The organism is Micromonospora sp. NPDC053740 (assembly GCF_040677775.1).
GTDB lineage: Bacteria > Actinomycetota > Actinomycetes > Mycobacteriales > Micromonosporaceae > Micromonospora > Micromonospora alfalfae.
The window spans coordinates 78,836-98,835 of sequence record NZ_JBFASO010000010.1 but is presented as its reverse complement, the minus strand read 5'-3'; the positions used below and the strand labels follow the sequence as shown (position 1 = coordinate 98,835).

At 72.3% G+C, this 20,000-nt stretch carries 15 protein-coding genes, 1 pseudogene and 1 riboswitch; of the genes and pseudogenes, 9 read left to right on the top strand and 7 right to left on the bottom strand.

Annotated features, from left to right (window positions below):
• Nucleotides 1-83: 83 nt before the first annotated feature.
• Together cobN and AB0K35_RS24915 are read right to left on the bottom strand one after the other, a co-directional pair.
• Nucleotides 84-3,752: a cobaltochelatase subunit CobN gene (gene cobN / locus AB0K35_RS24920; RefSeq protein WP_238670663.1), complete on the bottom strand. Its 3,669-nt coding sequence runs from the start codon at nucleotides 3,750-3,752 to the stop codon at nucleotides 84-86.
• Nucleotides 3,753-4,031: 279 nt separating this feature from the next.
• A riboswitch (cobalamin riboswitch) is annotated at nucleotides 4,032-4,161 on the bottom strand.
• Between the two features lie 431 nt (nucleotides 4,162-4,592).
• A complete protein-coding gene (locus AB0K35_RS24915) occupies nucleotides 4,593-4,928 on the bottom strand; it encodes a hypothetical protein (RefSeq protein ID WP_238670662.1) in 336 nt (111 codons plus the stop codon).
• A gap of 255 nt (nucleotides 4,929-5,183) precedes the next feature.
• On the opposite strand from AB0K35_RS24915, the gene AB0K35_RS24910 reads away from it, so the two are divergent.
• Together AB0K35_RS24910 and AB0K35_RS24905 are read left to right on the top strand one after the other, a co-directional pair.
• Nucleotides 5,184-5,639 carry an RNA polymerase sigma factor gene (locus AB0K35_RS24910; RefSeq protein WP_238670661.1) on the top strand — a complete coding sequence of 152 codons (456 nt, stop codon included), beginning with the start codon at nucleotides 5,184-5,186 and terminating at the stop codon, nucleotides 5,637-5,639.
• Nucleotides 5,632-6,363, top strand: a complete 732-nt coding sequence (locus AB0K35_RS24905; RefSeq protein ID WP_238670660.1) for a DUF4367 domain-containing protein — start codon at nucleotides 5,632-5,634, stop codon at nucleotides 6,361-6,363. Before AB0K35_RS24910 ends, AB0K35_RS24905 begins: the two co-directional genes overlap by 8 nt.
• On the opposite strand, the gene AB0K35_RS24900 is transcribed toward AB0K35_RS24905, so the two are convergent.
• Nucleotides 6,360-7,136, bottom strand: coding sequence for a maleylpyruvate isomerase family mycothiol-dependent enzyme (locus AB0K35_RS24900; protein WP_363887988.1), 777 nt, complete (start codon nucleotides 7,134-7,136; stop codon nucleotides 6,360-6,362). The two genes, AB0K35_RS24905 and AB0K35_RS24900, sit on opposite strands and share 4 nt — an antisense overlap.
• A gap of 115 nt (nucleotides 7,137-7,251) precedes the next feature.
• Nucleotides 7,252-7,359, bottom strand: a pseudogene (locus tag AB0K35_RS24895) (4a-hydroxytetrahydrobiopterin dehydratase); the annotation flags it as partial.
• 154 nt (nucleotides 7,360-7,513) lie between these two features.
• Between AB0K35_RS24895 and AB0K35_RS24890 the strand changes: the two are divergent.
• The 5 genes from AB0K35_RS24890 (at nucleotide 7,514) to ileS (ending at nucleotide 14,174) form a co-directional block, all read left to right on the top strand.
• Nucleotides 7,514-7,999: a hypothetical protein gene (locus AB0K35_RS24890; RefSeq protein ID WP_238670658.1), complete on the top strand. Its 486-nt coding sequence runs from the start codon at nucleotides 7,514-7,516 to the stop codon at nucleotides 7,997-7,999.
• Between the two features lie 91 nt (nucleotides 8,000-8,090).
• Entirely contained in the window at nucleotides 8,091-9,161 is a 1,071-nt protein-coding gene (locus AB0K35_RS24885) for a DUF5937 family protein (RefSeq protein ID WP_363887985.1), read from the top strand.
• 61 nt (nucleotides 9,162-9,222) lie between these two features.
• On the top strand, nucleotides 9,223-10,065 hold the full coding sequence (locus AB0K35_RS24880; protein ID WP_238670656.1) for a metallophosphoesterase: 843 nt from the start codon (nucleotides 9,223-9,225) through the stop codon (nucleotides 10,063-10,065).
• 20 nt (nucleotides 10,066-10,085) lie between these two features.
• Nucleotides 10,086-10,748: a hypothetical protein gene (locus AB0K35_RS24875; RefSeq protein ID WP_238670655.1), complete on the top strand. Its 663-nt coding sequence runs from the start codon at nucleotides 10,086-10,088 to the stop codon at nucleotides 10,746-10,748.
• A 279-nt stretch (nucleotides 10,749-11,027) separates the two neighbouring features.
• Nucleotides 11,028-14,174, top strand: a complete 3,147-nt coding sequence (ileS, locus tag AB0K35_RS24870) for an isoleucine--tRNA ligase (RefSeq protein ID WP_238670654.1) — start codon at nucleotides 11,028-11,030, stop codon at nucleotides 14,172-14,174.
• 259 nt (nucleotides 14,175-14,433) lie between these two features.
• Here ileS and AB0K35_RS24865 read toward each other — a convergent pair whose 3' ends face one another.
• Nucleotides 14,434-15,696 carry an MFS transporter gene (locus AB0K35_RS24865; protein ID WP_238670653.1) on the bottom strand — a complete coding sequence of 421 codons (1,263 nt, stop codon included), beginning with the start codon at nucleotides 15,694-15,696 and terminating at the stop codon, nucleotides 14,434-14,436.
• Between the two features lie 160 nt (nucleotides 15,697-15,856).
• Between AB0K35_RS24865 and AB0K35_RS24860 the strand changes: the two genes are divergently transcribed.
• Both AB0K35_RS24860 and AB0K35_RS24855 read left to right on the top strand, forming a co-directional pair.
• A complete protein-coding gene (locus tag AB0K35_RS24860) occupies nucleotides 15,857-16,849 on the top strand; it encodes a LacI family DNA-binding transcriptional regulator (RefSeq protein ID WP_238670652.1) in 993 nt (330 codons plus the stop codon).
• A 78-nt stretch (nucleotides 16,850-16,927) separates the two neighbouring features.
• Entirely contained in the window at nucleotides 16,928-17,629 is a 702-nt protein-coding gene (locus AB0K35_RS24855) for a phospholipase (RefSeq protein WP_363887980.1), read from the top strand.
• A 157-nt stretch (nucleotides 17,630-17,786) separates the two neighbouring features.
• Here AB0K35_RS24855 and AB0K35_RS24850 read toward each other — a convergent pair whose 3' ends face one another.
• On the bottom strand, nucleotides 17,787-18,911 hold the full coding sequence (locus AB0K35_RS24850; RefSeq protein ID WP_363887978.1) for an FUSC family protein: 1,125 nt from the start codon (nucleotides 18,909-18,911) through the stop codon (nucleotides 17,787-17,789).
• A 410-nt stretch (nucleotides 18,912-19,321) separates the two neighbouring features.
• Nucleotides 19,322-19,951, bottom strand: a complete 630-nt coding sequence (locus tag AB0K35_RS24845) for a TetR/AcrR family transcriptional regulator (protein WP_363887975.1) — start codon at nucleotides 19,949-19,951, stop codon at nucleotides 19,322-19,324.
• Between the last annotated feature and the right edge of the window lie 49 nt (nucleotides 19,952-20,000).

Here is a 20,000-nt window from a genome sequence, read left to right as displayed (position 1 = left end):
CACAACCGGCTCACTCCTCGCGCTCACAGCGCCCTCTTTCGTTCGCGACTGCGGGGCTCGCACAACCGGCTCACTCCTCGCGCTCACACCCGGTCCTCCAGGTCGCCCTCACTGGCCAGGTACGTGTCGCGCAACCGGTCGAGGGTGGCCGGCTCCGGCTTGGCCCACAGCCCCCGGTCGGCGGCCTCCAACAGCCGCTCGGTGATGCCGCGCAACGCCCACGGGTTGGACTTCTCCAGGAACTCCCGGGTGGTCGCGTCGAAGAGGTACGCGGCGGCCAGATGCTCGTACATCCAGTCGTCGACCACACCCGCTGTGGCGTCGTAGCCGAACAGGTAGTCCACTGTGGCCGCCAGCTCGAACGCGCCCTTGTAGCCGTGCCGGCGCATCGCGGCGATCCACTTCGGGTTGACCACCCGGGCCCGGAACACCCGCCGGGTCTCCTCGCCCAGCGTGCGGGTGCGCACGTCGTGCGGCATCGCCGAGTCACCCACGTACGCCTGCGGTGACGTGCCGGTGAGGTGGCGGACCATCGCCACCATCCCGCCGTGGTACTGGAAGTAGTCGTCGGAGTCGACGATGTCGTGCTCGCGGGTGTCCTGGTTCTTCACCGCCACCGCGATCCGGGCGAACGAGCGTTCCATGTCGGCACGCGCCTCCCGCCCGTCCAGGCCCCGGCCGTACGCGTAGCCGCCCCACACCGCGTACACCTCGGCCAGGTCGGCGTCGCTGCGCCAGGTCCGGGCGTCGATCAGGGGCAGCAGCCCCGCGCCGTACGCGCCAGGCTTGGAGCCGAAGATCCGGGCGGTGGCCCGCCGCTCGTCGCCGTGTTCGGCGAGGTCTGCGGCGACGTGCGCCCGCAGGTAGTTCTCCTCGTCCGGCTCGTTGAGGGCGGCGACCCGCCGGACGGCGTCGTCGAGCAGCGCCACCACGTGTGGGAACGCGTCGCGGAAGAACCCGGAGATGCGCACAGTGACGTCGACGCGCGGGCGGCCCAGCTCGGCGGTCGGCACCACCTCGATGCCGGTCACCCGCCGGGACCTGTCGTCCCAGACCGGCCGGCAGCCCAGCAACGCGAGGACCTCGGCGATGTCGTCGCCCTGGGTCCGCATCGCGCTGGTACCCCACACTGTCAACCCCACCGAGCGGGGGTACGCCCCGGTGTCAGCCAGGTGCCGGGCCAGCAGCGAGTCGGCGAGGGCCACCCCGACGTCCCAGGCGTTGCGGCTGGGGATGGCCTTCGGGTCGACGGAGTAGAAGTTGCGGCCGGTGGGCAGCACGTTCACCAGGCCCCGGGTGGGTGAACCGGACGGGCCGGGCGGCACGAACCTGCCGTCCAGCGCGCCGAGGGTGTTGGTCAGCTCGTCGGTGGTCCGACCCAGTCGGGGCACCAGCTCGGTGGCGGCGAAGTGCAGCACCGCGGCGACGTCCGGGATCGACTGACCGGTCACCTCGGTCACCACCGCGTCAACAGTGTCCACTGCCCAGTCCAGGGTCTCCATGCCGATGACCAGCCGCCGGGCCAGCACCTCGATGAGGTCGATCGCGTCGGCGGCGGTGCCGGCCGGCCCGTCCACCACGTCGGTCAGCGCCGCAGGCAGCGCCAGTCGCTGTCCCGGCGACGCGAGCAGCTCCTGCTCGTCGAGGGAGTACGCGACGGCGAGGGCCTGTCGCAGGCCGGGCAGGGCCCGGGCGCCACCCCAGATCTGTGGGGCGCGCAGCACCGCCAGGACCAGGTTGACCCGTGGTTCGCCGGTGGGCGCGTCGGCGAGGATGTGCAGCCCGTCGCGGATCTGCACGTCCTTGACCTCGCACAGGTACCCGTCGAGGTGGAGCACGAAGTCGTCGAAGTCGTCGGCGTCGGGCATCGCCTCGGCGTGCAGGTCGTGGTGCAGCTCGGCGGCGCGTACCAGGTCCCAGATCTGGGCCCGCACGGTGGGCACCTTCGCCGGGTCGAGGGCCTGCACTGTCGCGTACTCGTCGAGCAGTTGTTCCAGTTTGGCGAGGTCGCCGTAGGTCTCGGCGCGGGCCATCGGCGGGACCAGGTGGTCGACGACCACGGCGTGTGCCCGCCGCTTGGCCTGGGTGCCCTCGCCGGGGTCGTTGACGATGAACGGGTACACCAGCGGCAGGTCACCGAGGACCGCGTCGGGGGCGCAGTCCGCGGCCAGGCCGAGGCCCTTGCCGGGCAGCCATTCCAGGGTGCCGTGCTTGCCCAGGTGCACCACGGCGTCCGCGCCGAAGCCGCCGTCCGCTACCGGCGCGGTCAACCAGCGGTACGCGGCCAGGTAGTGGTGGCTGGGCGGCAGGTCCGGGTCGTGGTAGATGGCGATCGGGTTCTCCCCGAAGCCCCGAGGCGGCTGGATCAACAGCACCACGTTGCCGAAGCGCAGCCCGGCGAGCACGATGTCGCCGCCCTCGGTGTACAGCTCGCCCGGCGGCTCACCCCAGTGCTCCCGCATCCGCTCGCGCAGCTCGGCCGGTACCTCGTCGAACCAACGCCGGTACGTCGTCCCCGGTATCCGGGCCTCGGCGGCGGCCAACTGCTCCGGGGTGAGCCACTCCACGTCGTGACCACCGGCGGCGATCAGGGCGTGGATCAGCGCGTCGCCGTCGTCGGGCGGCGGCGCGTCACCCAGGTCGTAGCCGGCCTCGGCCAGCGCGGCGAACAGCCGGACCGCCGAGGCCGGGGTGTCCAGCCCGACAGCGTTGCCGACCCGGGAGTGCTTGGTGGGGTACGAGCTGAGCACCACGGCGACCCGCTTGTCGGCGTGCGGCACGTACCGCAGCCGGGCGTGGCGCACCGCGATCCCGGCGACCCGGGCGGCCCGCTCGGGGTCGGCGGCGTATACCGAGAGCCCGTCGGCGTCGATCTGCTTGAACGAGAACGGCACTGTGACGATCCGACCGTCGAACTCGGGGATGGCGACCTGCATGGCGGCGTCCAGCGGGGACAGGCCGGCGTCGCTGTCGGCCCACTGCGCGCGGGTGCTGGTGAGGCAGAGCGCCTGGATGACCGGCACGTCCAGGGCCGCCAGGGCGCCGACGTCCCAGGCGTCCTCGTCGCCGCCACCGGAGGCATCCGCGGCGACCGCACCGCCGGCCGCGAGCACCGTGACCAGCAGCGCGTCACAGCGGGCGAAGAGCCCGAGTGGGCCGGCGCCCGCGGTCAGTCCGCGCAGCGAGCCGCAGAAGATCGGCAGCGGGTTGCCGCCGGCCTGGTGGACCGCGTCGGCGAGCACGTCGACGAAACCGGTGTTGCCGGCCAGGGCGTGTGCCCGGTAGAAGACGATCCCCACTGTGGGCCGGTCCGGGTCGGTGGGGTGGTCGCCGTGCACGCCGTACGCCGGGGTGGGCGCTGGTGCGGCGAACCCCTCGCCGGTGAGCAGCACCGTGTCGGAGAGGAACCGGGCCAACTGCCCGAGGTTGTCCGGACCGCCCTCCACCAGGTACGCCAGCGACTGGGTGACGACCCCGGACGGCACTGTGGAGATGGCCATCAGCTCCGCGTCGGGCAGCGCCTCACCGCCGAGCACGACCGTCGGCACGCCGGTGGCGAGCACCGCGGCGAGGCCGTCCGGCCACGCCTGCCGACCGCCGAGCAGCCGTACGACGACGAGGGCGACCCCGTCGAGCAGGGCGGGCACCTCGTCGGCGGCGACTCTGGCGGGGTTGGCCAGCCGGTAGTCGGCACCGCTGGCGCGGGCGGCCAGCAGGTCGGTGTCGGCGGTGGACAGCAGCAGGATGCGCACGGCAGGCTCCGGAAAGTGACGCCCTGGGCCCTCAGGGGGGCGACCGGGCGATGCGGGTGGGTTCGGCGTCAGCCGGTACGACGGCCCGGGCGAACGGCGCACCGACGCGTGCGTCGGGGCCGGTCAGCGGCGGGCGATCAGCTCAGCGGTGCCGGTGGCCGATGTCCCTGGAGCGCGCTGCCTGGAGCGCAATACGACGATGATCGTCGATGAATAAGACGCTATGCGTCATCGGGTCCTCCTCGGGTGTCCACGCCCTGGGGTACGTCCCGACGGCCGAAGTATCCTGGCTTCCGGATCGACGCTCTCCCCCGGCCTTCCAACCGCAGACGCACGGCCGTGACTCACGAGGGGGGATCGCTCCCCGGTGACAGTGGCGGGACCGCGTCGGAATCGCACCGACTTCCTTCACTGCCGTCAGGCCGCGAATGCTGCCACACCCTCGCGCCGCCGGTCAACGCCGGTCCCGCCCTACCAGACGGACGGAACCCATCGGGCTTCAGCGATTGGTGCGAGCGCGAATCGGCATGCCGCAATGCCCCCGCTCAATGCCCGACGTCCTTTGCTCTGCTTACCTATAGGCACCAGTGACGCTCCGTTCCTGGTGCGCATAGGTAAGCAGAGCAAAGGACGTCCGAACGAACTCTGGCCTGCGCCGATCATCCGGCAGCGCGGCGTCGGCCGACACCATCACCTGGGATCGGCGAACGCCCCACCAGTGTCCGCGATCAATCCCGGGGAGGGCATCAGGCCCTGTCACCTCACCCGAATTCCGGCGGGTGCAGGCCCGCGCCACCGCTTCGCGCGCACCCGCGCCGGCCCAGCCGCGCTGACCTGGCCTCAGCGGGCGTGGCGTTCCGGGTGGGCCCGGCTCCAGGTCCGCATCCGTTCCGGGTAGCCGGTGCGCGCCGCCTCGTACAGCGGCACCGCGTGCTTGCGGGCGATGGTCCCAGCCGCGCGGGGCGTTCCGGTACGACGGCGGATCCACTCGCCGTCGTGGGCGATCGCCATCACCGTGGTGTCCGTCGCGGTCGTCTCCGGTTCCAGGTAGAACTCCACCCCGCGCCGGGTGGCGACGAACGCCTCCAGCGCCGCGAGGTCGTCGCGGGTCGCCTCCCGATCCAGCTTCGTCGGGGTCACCTCGGCGCCCCGTGACCGGCGGTTGAACCAGCTCATGCCCGGCCCCTCTCCTCGACGTCCCTCCAGTGCAGCACCGGTTCCTGGCAATACGCTGCACGCCGGATGGGAGAGAGCTGACCTGCGTCGGGATATCCGGGTGGAACCCACGGCGGGTGGGCGGTGTCATGAGTGTGATCCGAAACGGAGGCTCCCCTGGACGACGAGGCGCTCGTCACCCGCGCTCGGGCGGGTGACCTGGAGGCGTACAACCTCCTGGTCGCCCGGCACACCGCGTCCGCGTACCGGACGGCGGTGCTGCTCGGCGCGGGCTCGGACTCCGAGGACGTCATCCAGGAGGCGTTTGTGAAGGCGTACCGGAAGCTGTCCCGTTACCGGGGTGACGCGTCCTTCCGGTCGTGGTTGCTCGCGATCGTCACGAACGAGACCCGCAACCTGCACCGCTCCCGTGGTCGGCGCGACGGGCTCGTGCTGCGGGCGGCGGCAGCGGACCCGACGTCCGAGGTCGCCGAGGACGACGCGGTCGGCGCGGTCCTCGCCGGTGAGCGCCGGGCGTCGCTCGTGCAGGCACTGCGACAACTGCCGGTACGGGACCGCGAGGTGATCGTCTGCCGCTTCTTCCTCGATCTCACCGAGGAGGAGACGGTGTCGGCTCTGGGCTGGCCCCGGGGCACTGTGAAGTCGCGCACGTCCCGGGCGCTGGCGAAGCTTCGCGGCCTGCTCGACCGTGAGGAGGTCCGGCATGGGTGACCTCGAACGGGAACTGCGCGACCTGTCCGCCTGGCTGGACACCCCCGATCCGCCCGACGTGAGCGCCCGCGTCCGCGTACGACTCGGCACGCCCGCGCCCGCGCCCGCGCCCCGGCGGCGACGGTGGCGGTCGCTCGCCGCGGTCGCGCTCGTCGCCCTGCTGGTGGCGCTGTTGCCGCCGACGCGGGCCGCGATCGCCGACGTCGTCACGGGGCTGCTGCGCTTCGCCGGGGTCAGCATCGCCACCTCACCCACCCCGACGCCTCCCGGCGGCACCGCCTCGCCGTTGCCCGGGCAGCGGGCCGTCGCCCTGGACGAGGCCCAACGGTCGGTGCGGTTTCCGATCCGCCTGCCGGCGATGCTGGGCACGCCCGAGCAGGTGCTGATAGCCGACCCGGACGCCACGGGGCGGTACCGGGTGGCGACGCTGCTCTACGACGGGGGCGCGCTACGCGTCGACGCGTTCGACGGTCGCCTCGACCTGGCCTTCCACAAGGAGGTCATCCCGCCGGGCGCGAACTGGGTCCAGGTCAACGGCGACTTCGCCGTCTGGGTCGACGGCCCGCACATCCTGTCCTACGTGGACCGGGCGGGCGGAATCCGCCGGGAGACCGCCCGGCTTGCCGGCTCGACCCTGATCTGGCAGGACAACGACGTCAGCTACCGGCTTGAGGGCACCCTCACCAAGGCCGAGGCGATCGAGATCGCGCGCTCATTGGGCTAGTACGCGTTCGGGTCCCAGTCTGCGAGCTGCTCCATCGGCTGGATGTCGCCGGTCGTCTCCAGGTCGTCGAGTGGGACTCGCTCGTAGAAGTAGAGGACCATGTCGCTCGCTGCGCCTCGCATCGCCATGTCGCCTGGCTGCGCGTCGGCGGCGAGGTCGTCGCAGCGGACGCCGTCGGCGTTGAGGGTCAGGCGCCAGGAGCGGCCCTCGGTCGTGTGCAGGTCGATGGTCGCCGGCTTGAACGGCCAGGCGACGGTCGTCGCCGCGACCGTCGTCAGGAACTCGTCGACTCCCTCGACCGCGACGTCCGTCGGCAGCGGCTGTGCGACCCCCTGAGTGAGCTGGGCGTCGTAGGTGTGGACGGCCAACTCCTGGATCTGGTGGCGGGCCACGGCTCCGCTGGTCTCCGGGGCCTGCGAGCGGCCCCACCAGGTCCAGCAGCCGCGGTCCGGGCCGGCCGCGCGCATCGCGTCGAGCATGAGCCCGGTCGACTCGGCGAGCCAGGCGTCCAGGGCTTCGCGGTCGCGGGGCGCAGTCGGGGCGCCCTTCGGGTCCGTCCTCGCCGGGGGCTCAGCGCCCGGGCCCGCCGCGACGATGGCGGCCTGGCGGCGGCGGCCGTCGCCGAGGTGCTGCGCGAGTTCGCGCAGCGTCCAGTCCGGACAGGTCGGGACCTGGACGTCAAGGTCGGGGGCGGACGCGATCGCGGCCCGGAACGCGGCCGAGCGGTCTTCGATCAGCCGCAGGACCTCGGGGAAATCCAAAATGTGCTGCACCTCGGTTGTGTAGCACTGCGCACCGGCCACCGGATAGCGAATTAGTCGGACAAACGCGTCGACAGTCGGCGCCGGCCCGAGGTGGCAGCGGTGTTTCCTGGCCGGTCAGGCCGGTCTACGAGTCGTCTCGGCCCTGCCAGGTCGTCACACAGGCCTCGTTGCCCTCGACGTCGGCGAGAACCCAGAAGGCGGGAGCGTGGGACGCGGATACGAGTCGTCCACCGGTCCACCTGGGCATCCTCACAGGCGCCCGTGATGACTTACGCACGCTCCCGGTCAGAGCACCAGGAACCCGGCGGGCCCGGGCGGTGTCGGATAGGTGCGACGAGTGCTCGACGCGTACCGGAAGGGGCGAGATGGTTTCCTGGGGCAGGTTGATGCTGGCATCCTCGGTGGTCCTGCTGGCGGGGTGTACGACCACGGCCGGCGGAGCGGCGCCGACGGCGGGTGCGGCCACCACGGCGAGCACCGCGACCGCCTGCGCGGCGCGGGTCGAGACGGGGTCGCTGCCGGACTGGGCGGACGCCGGGTTCAGCGGGGACGCGCGGGTTCCGCACGTCTTCGGCGCGAAGGGTGACATCGTGGCGGTGCTGTTCGCCCATCCGCTGCGGCAGGTCCGGACGGACGGGTCGAACAACAAGATCCTCTGGGTGGCTCGCGCCGCCACGACCTCGCCCGATTCGACCGCACCGGCAACCCTGGTGATCACCGCGAGGCTGGACGGCACCGACACACGGGTGATCCGGGAGGTCGCCGGCGGGCCAGGGCCGTCGATCATCGACCTGCCGGAGGCCGGTTGCTGGCGGCTCGACCTGCGCTGGTCCGGGCACACCGACACGATGGACCTGGTCTACGCCCCCTGAGCTACCCGTTATCCGCCACCACCTCGAACGATGCGGGAACGCGACGTCCTGGCCCGTCCCCACTACCACCGCCGCCGCCTAGGGTGTGGTCGTGCCGATCACCTTTCCACTTCCCGCCGATCGGGCCGCGGCGGTGACGTTCGCGGTGTCCCCGATTGTGGAGTTGGCCTGGGCGTGGCATGTGCTGGTCGGCACCGAGCATCACCCGGAGCGGGCGGAGTGGGCGGAGCGAGTGCTCGGGGAGTTGCCAGACGACCTGGCCGCAGAGTTGAGCGCCTGGTCGTTCGCGGTACGAGCGGTCCGCGCGACAGTGTTCGCGGATCCGACGCTGCCGCCCGCCCTCGACTGGGTCCAGGCGGTGACGGCACTCCGGAGGATGTCTGCCGCGCAGTTTGCCGCCGCGATGCTTCGGCCGCTGCTGCGGGTGGGCGGTCGGTCCGCCGACGTGGCCGACCAGCGCGTGGGTGCCGAATTGGTGGCGCTGTCGCGGGCGCGGGGAGCGGGGGCGACGCGGGCGGTGCGACTGCTCCTGGACAAGCCCGCCGCCGCGCAGGCCGCAGTGGTCGACATTCTGGAGGGCTGCTGGTCGGCCTTCTTCGCGGCTGAGTGGCACCGGATCGAGCCCGCGCTGGATGGTGAGGTGCGGGCGCGAGCACGCATGGGTGCGCGCGGCGGCCTCCGCGCCGCATTGTCTGGTCTGTCGCCCGCGGTGGCCATCGGTGAGGACGGCCGCGTCACCATCGACAAGGTGCAGAGCAAGTCGCTGGCGGTGTCCGAACGTGGGCTGGTGCTGGTCCCCACCGTCTTCGGCACTCCACACGTGTACGTCGCCGACGAGACGGGCCGCCCGGTGGTGGTGCATTACCCGTTCCCGCCGCCGGAGCGTGCTGCCGACCGGCGACTGACCCTGCGGCGGCTCGATGTGCTCGCTCATCCGGCGCGTCTGGAGGTGTGCCGCGCGATCGCGGTGGAGCCCAGGTCAGCGCGGGAGATCGCCCGGCTCTGGCGCCTCGACGAGACCACAGTGACCAAGCACCTGTCCGCTCTGCGCGTCGCTGGACTGGTTCGGGCGGAGCGGGCTGGGCACTTTGTCCGGTACTCGCTGGAGGCGTCCGCCATCCAGACGATTGGTGCCGACCTGCTCGACGTGCTCCGCCGCTGACTCCCTGCCGAAGACTTGCAGGCATTGGCGGCCGGCCAGCGGCACTCCCTACCGTGGCGGCATGGTGACGCTCGACGAGAGGACGTGGCGGTCGACCGCCGACCGCCACGTGCCGACGCCGCTGTACGTGGCGGCGGACATCCACGGTCACCGCTCCGAGTTCTGGGAGTCACTTCGCGAGGCCGGGCTCGTCGACCACACGGGGCACTGGTCCGGGGGTGGCGCGCTGCTGTGGCTGCTCGGCGACTACGTCGATCGCGGCCCGGACGGTATCGGCGTCATCAACGACATCCAGCGGCTCGCCGTCTCCGCGCGAGCGGCGGGCGGCCACGTCGGGGCGTTGTTGGGTAACCACGAGGCGCAGTTGCTCGCCGCGCACCGGTTCGGCACCATGCCCGTCGCCGGTTGGGACCAACCCGGCGGGTTCCGCGGTGGCTGGGCCCGGTTCGGCGGACGGGAGAAGGACCTGCACCAGCTGACGCCACAGCACGTCGAGTGGATGACGCGGCTGCCTGCGGTAGCGGTCGTCGACGGGTTCCTGCTCGTGCACTCCGACACCGCCCGGTACCTGGAGCTTGGATCCAGTGTGGCCGCCGTGAACGCGGCAGTCACCACGGCTCTCGGCTCCAGCGACCCGGCGGCGTGGCTGGACTTCTGTGGCCGGATGAGCGATCGGGGCGCCTTTCGTGCGGCGGTGCGGGCGCACCCCGACGATCCGGTGTCGCTGATGCTGCGCACGCTCGGAGGCAGCGTGCTCGTCCACGGCCACAGCACCCTCACCAAGCACTTCGGCGTGGCGCCGCAGGATGTCACAGTCGCGCTGCGGTACGCCGACGACAGAGTCATCGCCATCGACGGTGGCGTCCACGAGGGCGGCCGGATCCTGCTCACCCGACTCCGCTGACCCTGGCTAAGCTGCCCGACGTGCTGGAGGACGTGCGGACGGCGGCCCGCAACAACGCCGAATGGTGCGACATCGTCTGCGGCAGCCAGGGGTTGGCCGGCCGTACCGACGCCGACGCCTGGTCGGTTCCCCACCGTTCGCCGCAGTGGTACCCGGACGCCGTCACAGTGCGACCGGGCGTCGACGCCGAGACCCTGCTGGCCCGGATCGACGCGGGGCCCGGTGCGTCGGTGAAGGACAGCTTCGCCGACCTCGACCTGTCCGGGTACGGATTCCGGGTGCTCTTCGACGCGCAGTGGATCTACCGGCCACCGTCGGCACCACCTGCCGACAACCCGCTGGCCCCGGTCACCACACCCGACGAGTTGACGGCCTGGGCGGCGGCCCACGGCGGTGGGGAGCTGTTCCGCCCCGCGCTCCTGGCCGACCCCCGGGTTCGGATTCTCGCCCGCCACGGCGACAGCGGTGTGCTCACCGGTGGAGCGGTGCTCAGCGGCGACGGTCCGTACGGCGTCTCCAACCTGTTCACCCGCACCGACACCTCCCGGGACATCTGGCGCGCGGTGTGCGCCACAGTGCCCAACGCGCCGCTGGTCGGCTACGAAACCACAGCGGACCTTCCTCCGGCGCTCTCCGCTGGCTTCACCACCACCGGCCCTCTCCGCGTCTGGCTGCACACCTAGCGCTCCGGCCACTGACGCCGCGCACGGGCAGCTATGCTGGGCGGCATCGGCACCGATCCGGCCATCACCGGGGAGCCTCCGGAAGAACGGGCAGCCTCGCCGCCCCAGTAGAACCGGACGTCGCGGCACGTCACGTCGCGAAATTGAGCGGCGCCTGCACCATCGAGGCGCAAGCGGGGTGGTACCGCGGGGTCCTGGCCATACGCCCGGCACTTCGTCCCCGTGTGGGCATCGAGCTGATGCCCTCGCGAGCGGACGTGAAGTGTAGGGAGAACGTCGGTGCCGGACGGTCCGTCGAAGTCGCCATTCGTGCCACTTCCCACCAAGATCGACCTTGGTGGGCTGGACCGCGCGGTCATCGAGTGGTGGCAGGCCAACAACGTGTTCAACCGGAGTCTGGAGCAGACGGCCGACGGTCCGCCGTGGGTGTTCTACGAGGGGCCGCCGACCGCCAACGGCACGCCTGGCACCCACCACATCGAGGCGAGGGTCTTCAAGGACCTCTTCCCCCGGTACCGGACGATGCGGGGCTTCTCGGTGCCGCGCCGCGCCGGGTGGGACTGCCACGGTCTGCCCGTTGAGCTCGCTGTGGAGAAGGAACTGGGGCTCAGCGGCAAGCCCGACATCGAGCGGATGGGCGTCGCGGAGTTCAACGCCCTGTGCCGCACCTCCGTGTTGCGGCACGTGGACGAGTTCGTCCAGCTCAGCGAGCGTATGGGTTACTGGATCGACCTGGAGCATCCGTACCAGACAATGTCCCCTGAGTACGTGGACAGCGTCTGGTGGTCACTGAAGCAGATCCACGACGGCGGGCGACTGGTGGAGGACTTCCGGGTCGCGCCGTACTGCACCCGCGACGGAACGACCCTGTCCGACCACGAGGTGGCGCAGGGGTACGAGACCGTCACCGACCCGTCCGTGTACGTGCGGTTCCCGTTGCGCGGGGAGGTAGCCGGACACGGCGGCGTCGACCTGCTGATCTGGACCACCACCCCGTGGACCCTGGTGTCCAACACCGCCGTCGCCGTGCATCCCGCCGTGACGTACGACCTCGCCCGCACCGGGCAGGGCACGTTCGTCGTCGCCGAACCGCTGACCCGGCGGGTCCTCGGCGACGAGGCGGAGATCCTGGCGACCCTGCCGGGGTCGGCCCTGGAAGGTTTGCGGTACGAGCGGCCGTTCGACCTGGTGGACATCCCGGACGCACACCGGGTGGTCCTCGCGGAGTACGTCACGACCGAGGACGGCACCGGGCTGGTGCACCAGGCGCCGGCGTTCGGCGCGGACGACCTCGCCGTCTGCCGCGCGTACGGGTTGCCGCTGGTGAACCCGGTCGCCCCGAACGGGCGCTTCAACGACGACATCGACCTGGTCGGCGGGGTGTTCTTCAAGGACGCCGACGCGTTGCTCATCGACCGTCTCCGGACGTCCGGTCGGCTGTTCCGGCATGAGCCGTTCGAGCACCCGTACCCGCACTGCTGGCGGTGCCACACCCCGCTGATGTACTACGCGCAGCCGTCCTGGTACATCCGGACGACCGAGGTCCGCGACGAGCTGACCCGGGAGAACGAGAACACCAACTGGTTCCCGGAGCACATCAAACACGGCCGCTACGGCGACTGGCTGAAGAACAACATCGACTGGGCGGTGTCCCGCTCCCGGTACTGGGGCACCCCGCTGCCGTTGTGGCGATGCCCGGACAACCACGTGACAGCTGTCGGTTCCCGTACGGAGCTCGGGAAGCTCGCCGGCGCAGACCTGTCCGAGCTGGACCCGCACCGCCCGTACGTCGACGAGATCACCTTCAACTGCCCGGACTGCGGCCAGGTCGCCACCCGGGTCCCCGAGGTGATCGACGCCTGGTACGACTCCGGGGCGATGCCGTTCGCGTCGTTGGGCTACCCCCACGTGCCGGGTAGCAAGGAGATCTTCGAGCGCACCTACCCGGCCCAGTACATCTGCGAGGCGATCGATCAGACGCGGGGGTGGTTCTACACGCTGATGGCGGTCGGCACGCTGGTCTTCGACAGGTCCCCGTACGAGAACGTCGTCTGCCTCGGGCACATCCTGGCCGAGGACGGCCGCAAGATGAGCAAACACCTGGGCAACATCCTGCTGCCCATCCCGTTGATGGACACGCACGGGGCCGACGCGGTGCGCTGGTTCATGGCCTGCTCCGGCTCACCGTGGTCGCCGCGCCGGATCGGGCCCGGCCCGCTCGACGAGATCGTCCGCAAGGTGTTGATGACCTACTGGAACACCGCGGCGTTCTTCTCCCTCTACGCGGCGAACTCGACGTGGGCGCCGCATCTGGCGCAGCCGGTGGCCCAGCGACCGGTGTTGGACCGGTGGATCGTCGGCGAGGTCCACGCCCTCGCGGCCGCCGTTGACGAACGGATGCAGAACTACGACACGGCGCGCGCCGGCCGACTGCTCGCCGACTTCATCGACGACCTGTCGAACTGGTACGTACGGCGGTCGCGGCAGCGTTTCTGGGAGGGCGACCCCAATGCCCTCACCACCCTGTACGAGTGCCTCGACATCCTCACGCGGCTACTGGCGCCGTTCATACCCTTCGTCACCGAGGAGGTGTGGCAGCAAATCGTCCGGCGCGGTGCCGAGTCAGCTCCGGAGTCGGTGCACCTGGCGGCCTGGCCCACACCCGACACCACACTGATCAGCACTGAGTTGTCGGCCCAGGTGGCCACGGCGCGGGCGTTGGCCGAGGCGGGCCGGTCCGCGCGTAAGGCGAGCGGTCTGCGGATCCGGCAGCCGTTGAGCCGGGCGCTCGTGGGGCTACCGGCCGGCACCGTTCTCCCGCAGGCGTTGCTTGACGACATCGGCGACGAGTTGAACGTCAAGGTCCTCCAGCCACTCGATGCCCAGAGCGGGGTCATCGACGTGCAGGTCAAGGCGAACTTCCGGACCCTGGGCCGCCGGTTCGGCAACCGCACCCAGCACGTCGCGAAGGCCATTGCCGCCGTGGCCCCCCGGGACCTGGTCGACGGCGTCCGGACCAACGGGACGTACCCGCTGTCTGTCGACGGCGCGCAGGTCGAGGTGGGCCTGGACGACATCCTGATCACTGAGGTGCCGCGTACCGGTTGGGTGGTGGAGTCCCAGCGCGGCGCGACCATCGCGTTGGACACCGAGATCACCCCCGAGCTGGCCGCCGAGGGCATCGCCCGCGACGTCGTCCGCATCATCCAACAGGCCCGCCGCGACGCCGACTTCGAGGTCGCCGACCGGATCACGGTGTCGATCGCCGCGTCCCCGGAGGTGGCGGCGGCGATCACCGCGCATCAGAAGCTCATCGCGCACGAGACCCTCGCGCTCAAGCTGACCGTGCTGGACGCGTTGTCGGAGGGTTTCTCCGGCACCGTGGGCGAAGGCTACGAGATCGTCGTACACGTGGTGCGGGCCTGAGCGGTGGCCGGGCGGGCGGTCAACCGAGCTGGGTCAGGTCCTCCGGGTACGGGGCGAGCGCCGCGCGGATCAACTCGGTGGCGTAGCGGGCCGGCCCGGTGCCGACGCGCAGGGCGCCGCCGGGCGAGACGTAGAACCCAGGGTCCAGCTACCCGCCGCGCCGGCGGTGATCTCGTCGGTTGGCATCGGGCGACCGTAACCAGCACGGGCGCGCGGCGCAGTCGGCCACGCACCCGATACCGCCCGGCAGCGAAGTGGGTCAGTTCTTGACCACCGACGGAGCAGTCTCGGCGGGGTGCGGCGGGCGCAGCACCGGCACCAGCAGCAGGGTCGGCAGCAGCAGCAGCGGCACCGCCAGCAGCGCGCGCAGGATGCCGACCTCGTCGCCGATCAGCCCCAGCAACGGCGGGCCACCGAGGAACGCGGTGTAGCCGATCACCGCGACCACGCTCACCCGTACCGCCGCGTGCGCCTCGTCGTCGGCCGCCGCGCTCATCCCGACCGGGAAACCCAGCGACGCGCCGAGGCCCCACAGTGCGACGCCGATGACGGCCACCGGCCCGGAGCCCGCCAGCACGGCCAGGCCGGCGCCGACAACGGCGAGGCCGATGGTGCCGCTGAGCACGGGCACCCGACCCCACCGGTCCAGCGCGATGGTGCCGAGGGTGCGTCCGACGGTCATGCCCACCACGAAGACGGCGAAGACCGCCGCGCCGGCAGCCTCGCTGAGGTCCCGTCCGTCGATGAACGCGACGGCCAGCCAGTCGTTGGCGGCACCCTCGGTGAACGCTGCCACCAGCACGAACAGCCCGATCAGCAGGGTGCGCGGCTCTCGCCAGGCGGCGAGTTGCGCCCGGCGACGGGCGGCGGGGGTGGCGTCCGCCGGGTCACCAGTGTGGTCGCTGCCCACCGGCAGGAACGTCCGGGCGGCGAGCGCGGTGCCGGTCAACACGACCACCGCCACAGCGACGAGATGCGCGCCGACCGACACGTCGAAGCGGGCCGCCCCGGCGCCAAGCGCCGCCCCGGCCACCGAACCGAGGCTCCACCCGGCGTGGAAACGGGGCATGATCGTCCGGCCCAGCCGCCGTTCCACAGCCGCGCCCTCGACGTTCATCGCCACGTCGCAGGCGCCGGAGCCGTAGCCGAGGGCAACCAACCCCAGGGCGACGAGGGCGAACGACCCGGTCATCGTGGCGCCCAGCCCCGCCACGGTCAGGCCGACCGCTACCAGCACGGTGGCCATCGTCACGGTGCGGGCCGCGCCGAATCGCTGGGCGAGCAGGCCGGAGGTGGGCATGGCGAGCAGCGCGCCGACGCTCATCGCCAGCAGCAGCAGCCCGAGTCGGCCGGCGGAAAGGTCCAACGCCTCACGGACCGCCGGGACGCGGGAGAACCAACTGCCGACGGCCAGCCCGTTGAGGGTGAAGGTGGCGGCGACACCGTTGCGGGCGAGCCGCACCGTCCGCAGGTTCGGCGAGGCGGTGTGCGGGGCCAGGGGTCGACTGGTGGGGGCGCTCACGAGGGCGGTTCCTCTTTCTCGGGGTGATCTCCTGGCACGATCGCACACCTGAGAGCGCTACCACCACAACCGGGGACCGCCCCTTACCGCTGCTGGTCGGGCCGGGGCATGATGTGCGCAGGCGTTGGTCCGACCGGACGGGCCGCCGCGGGAGGCGATGATGACGACAGCGGCACAGCAGCGACCGGCCACTCTTGAGGACGTGGCCCGGGTCGCCGGGGTGTCCCGGTCCACGGCGTCGCGGGTGATCGCCGGCACGGGGTTCGCGTCGCCGGCCGCCCGGAAACAGGTCACGGCAGCCGTCGACCAGCTCGGCTACGTGCCCAACCCGGCGGCCCGGGCGTTGGTCCGCGGCGGCGGCGTCCGCCTGGTGGTGGCCGTTCTGGGGACCAGCGACGCGGTGCTGGACGACCCGTACGTGCACCAGGTGGTCGGCTCGGCCGCCCGGGTGTGCACGCCCGCCGGTGTCGGGGTGGCACTGCACTGGCTGCCGTTCGGCGACCCCCGCAGCCTCCACCAACTCGACGGGGATCGCAGCGTGTGCGGGGTGATCCTGGTCAACACCACCGAGGAGTTGCTGGCGGCGGTGCCCCGGTCGTTGCACGGTCGGGTGGTCTCGATCGGCGTCGGCTCGGCGACAGTGCCGTCGTTCGACGTCGACAACGCCGCCGGCTCCGAAGCGGTGCTGCGCCATCTGTACGCCTCGGGTCGCCGCCGGATCGCCATGGTGACCGGCCCCCGGTGGCTGCCCTGCGCGCAACGCCCGGTGCAGACGTACCGCCGGCTGATGGCCGAGGCGGGCCTACCGGAGCGGATACTGCCCGGGGACTTCCGGGCGGCGCGCGGCCGGACGGCGGCCGGCGAGGCGCTGCAGCGCTGGCCGGACATCGACGCGGTCTACGCGATCAGCGACGACACCGCGCTCGGGGTGATCGCGGGCCTACGGGACGCCGGTGTGCGGGTGCCCGGCGACGTCGCGGTGGCCGGGTTCGACGACATCCCGTTGGCCGGGATGACCGCCCCGGCGCTGACCACGGCGAGTCACCCGGTGGGGCGGATCGCCGTCGCCGCGGCCACCGCGCTGCTCGACGGACGCCCGGCAGCACCGGCGACCCTCTTCCCGTCGGCCCTGGTGGCGCGGGCCAGCGCCTGAGTCGACGCTCGGCGGTTAACCCCGTACGGGCCGGGTAACCGCGTCGGACCTTTCGTCCAGCGTGAGGAGCGCCGACCCGTGTCCGACTCCGCGCCGTCGCACTGGGACCCGGCGCCGAGCCCCCGGGACGGCCGGTTGACCGCCCGCCGCCACCCGCCGGTGGCGCAGGGCCGCACCGGGCTGGTGCCGATGACCGGCCCCGACGGTGACCGGCTGGCCCTGGGGTACGCCCCGGAGCCGACGACCGACGCTTCGGCGTACCGGTTGGTGCTGCTCCTGCACGGCGCGGGCGGTTCCGCGCGACAGGGGCTGGACCTGCAGTTGCCGGTCGCGGACGCGCAGCACCTGCTGCTTGTCGCCCCGGACTCGTCGGCGGCCAGTTGGGACTTGATCGCCGGCGGTTTCGGGGCGGACGTGGGGCGCATCGACGGGCTGTTGGCGACCGTCTTCGACACCTACCCGGTGGCCGACGTGACGGTCGGCGGCTTCTCCGACGGCGCCTCGTACGCGCTGTCGCTGGGCTTGGCGAACGGGGATCTGGTCGACGCGGTGCTGGCCTTCTCCCCCGGCTTCGCCGCCCCACCGGTCACCCACGGCCGGCCACGGATCTTCATCTCGCACGGCGTCGACGACCGGGTGCTGCCCATCGACGTGTGCAGCCGCCGTCTCGTCCCCCACCTGCACGACCTCGGCTACGACGTGACCTACGAGGAGTTCCCCGGCGGCCATGACGTTCCCGCCCCGATCCGCGATTCCGCCCTCGCCTGGCTCACCACGTAACCCACCACCCCGCCCCGCCCCGCCCCGCCCCGCCCCGCCCCGGTCGATCATGGAGTTGTGGTGGGCGATTGACGACGGAAAGTGGCTTACGGGAGGCACCACAAGTCCTTGATCGACCCGGGCGGGGCGTGGGAACCGCCGCTGATCGGTACGGACGTCAGACCGGGGGGAGGCCGAGGGCGTCGTCGACGCGGGCGAGGACTGCGGCGTCGTCCTCCGGGTTGACGCCCCGCAGCAGGTCGATGGCCGTGGCCCGAACCTGACCGATGATCATCGCCAGGGGGAGGGTCTGCGTGGGGCCGAAGAGCTGCCCGGCGGCGTGCACAGCGGCCAACGCCGACTCGTCGGCCCGGCTGGCGTGCCGGTCGGCGGTCTCCTCCTGCCCGTTCAGGTCCGCGGCGAGGGCGGCACCGGCCTGACGGACCGCCTCGGCCAGCGACCGCAGGGCGGCGCCCAGCTCGGGCGGGGCCGGGGTGTGCAGCCGGCTGAGGGTCACGCCCGCACGGGCCAGCACCCGGACATTGCGGACCGCGTAGTCGATCTGCCGGATCGACTCGTCCACCGAGCGCAGCCGACCGATGTGCCGACGTCGACGGACGTTGAGCCGCAGCGCCTCACCGGCGGCCAGCACCCCGTCGCGCAGCCCGTCCACCCGGGCGTCCATCCCCCGGGCCTGCCGCAGCGCGGCGACCGCCGCCGGCTCGTCGCGGTCGTCCAGCGCGTCGGCGATCCCGCCGAGCAGCCCGGCCAACTCGTCGAAGGTCCGCCGCACCTCGGCGACCAGCGGCGCCAGCGGATGCCGGGCGTCGACCAGCAGGCTGGCCGCGAGGGCGACCACGCCGCCGACCAGCGCGTCGACGAAGCGGAACGGCACCAACGAGCCGTCCGGTGGTGCGACCACCACCAGGTAGAGCGCCGAGACGGCCGCCTGCACCAGCGTCACGCCGGTGGCGCCGAAGGCCACCGCGAGGAGGACGGTGAGCAGGATGACTGTGAACACCGTCCAGGTGCTGCCCGGGCCGAGCGCCTGCACCACCAGGTCGGCGACGAGCACCCCGGCGGCTACCCCGAGGATGACCTCGACGGCCCGGCGGATGCGCTGCCCCCGGGCCTGGCCGAGGACGATCAGCGCGGCGGCCGGCGCGAAGAAGGGCTGCGGGTGCCCGAGCAACCGGGTGGCCAGCAGCCAGGCCACGGTCGCCGCGACGGTCGCCTCCAGCACGGGCCGCCAGCCCTGCCGCAACCGCCCGCTGGCCGTCCGCAGGCCGCTGAACCGCGTCATCGCCCACCCTCTCCCGCCCACGCCGGCCGGCCGGTCCGCCGCGCCGCCGGAAGTGCGACACCACGCCGCTGGCTCACCGCAGCAGGCCGCCCGTTCGCCCTTTGGAGCTGATGCCGTAAACGCATCAGGTTCGATGTCGTAAACGATTCAGCTCCAAAGGGCCGGCCCATGGCACCATGCCGGCGGCCGGCGGCGTCCCGAGGCGATCGTCTCCCATCACGCGTCGGACCTGATCACCGGGCTGCTTGCTACCCGCCCGGGTGCCAGCGCGTCGCTACCCGCCCGGGTGCCAGCGCGTCGCTACCCGCCCGGGTGCCAGGGCGTTGCTGCCCACCCGGGTGCCAGCGGGCCGACGGGTCCGCACGATGCCGGGCCGGGCGACCTGATCGACGACGGGCGCGCCGTCCGGGTCAGGCTCCGGTGAGGGCGCGCAGCAGCGTACGGACGGCGGAGCTCAGGTCGGCCCGGCTGGCCGCGGTGCCGGGCGGTGGGGCGGTGAGCGCGCCCGCGCCGGCCAGCCGGTCGAAGAGCAGCCCGTCCACGAACGCCACGAACTGGTCGCCCTGCCGCTCGGGGTCGGTGGCCCCGGCCCGGGTCAGCAGGTCCCGGGCCTGCACCCGCAGGCCGGTGCCGTGTTGCAGGATGCCGCGCAGCTCGGGCCGGTGCACCGCCTCCAACAGACAGGCGTAGCGGGCGAGGCTCCGGCTGCGCCCGGTGCTCAACCAGCGGTCGAGCACCTCGGCGACGCCGGCGGCGAGCGCGTCGAGGTCGCCGCTGTCGAGCCGGGGGGCAGGGGTCGGGGGTGGCGGGCCGGTCGGCAGGTCGTACGCGGCCAGGTCGGCCCGGTCCCGTTCGGCGAGCCGTCCGACGACCGCCTCGATCAGCGCCTGCCGGGTCCGCAGGTACGCGGAGGTGGTGCCCGGCGGCATTCCGGCGCGGCCGTCGACCGCGCGGTGGGTCAGGGCGCGCATGCCACCGTCGGCGATCAGTTCGATGGCCGCATCGGTAAGTGTCGCGATCCGGTTCGCCCGCGCCGTCATGGCTCTCCTCCCTTCCGGTGGTCCGCAGGTAGTATCGCTCTTCTACAGA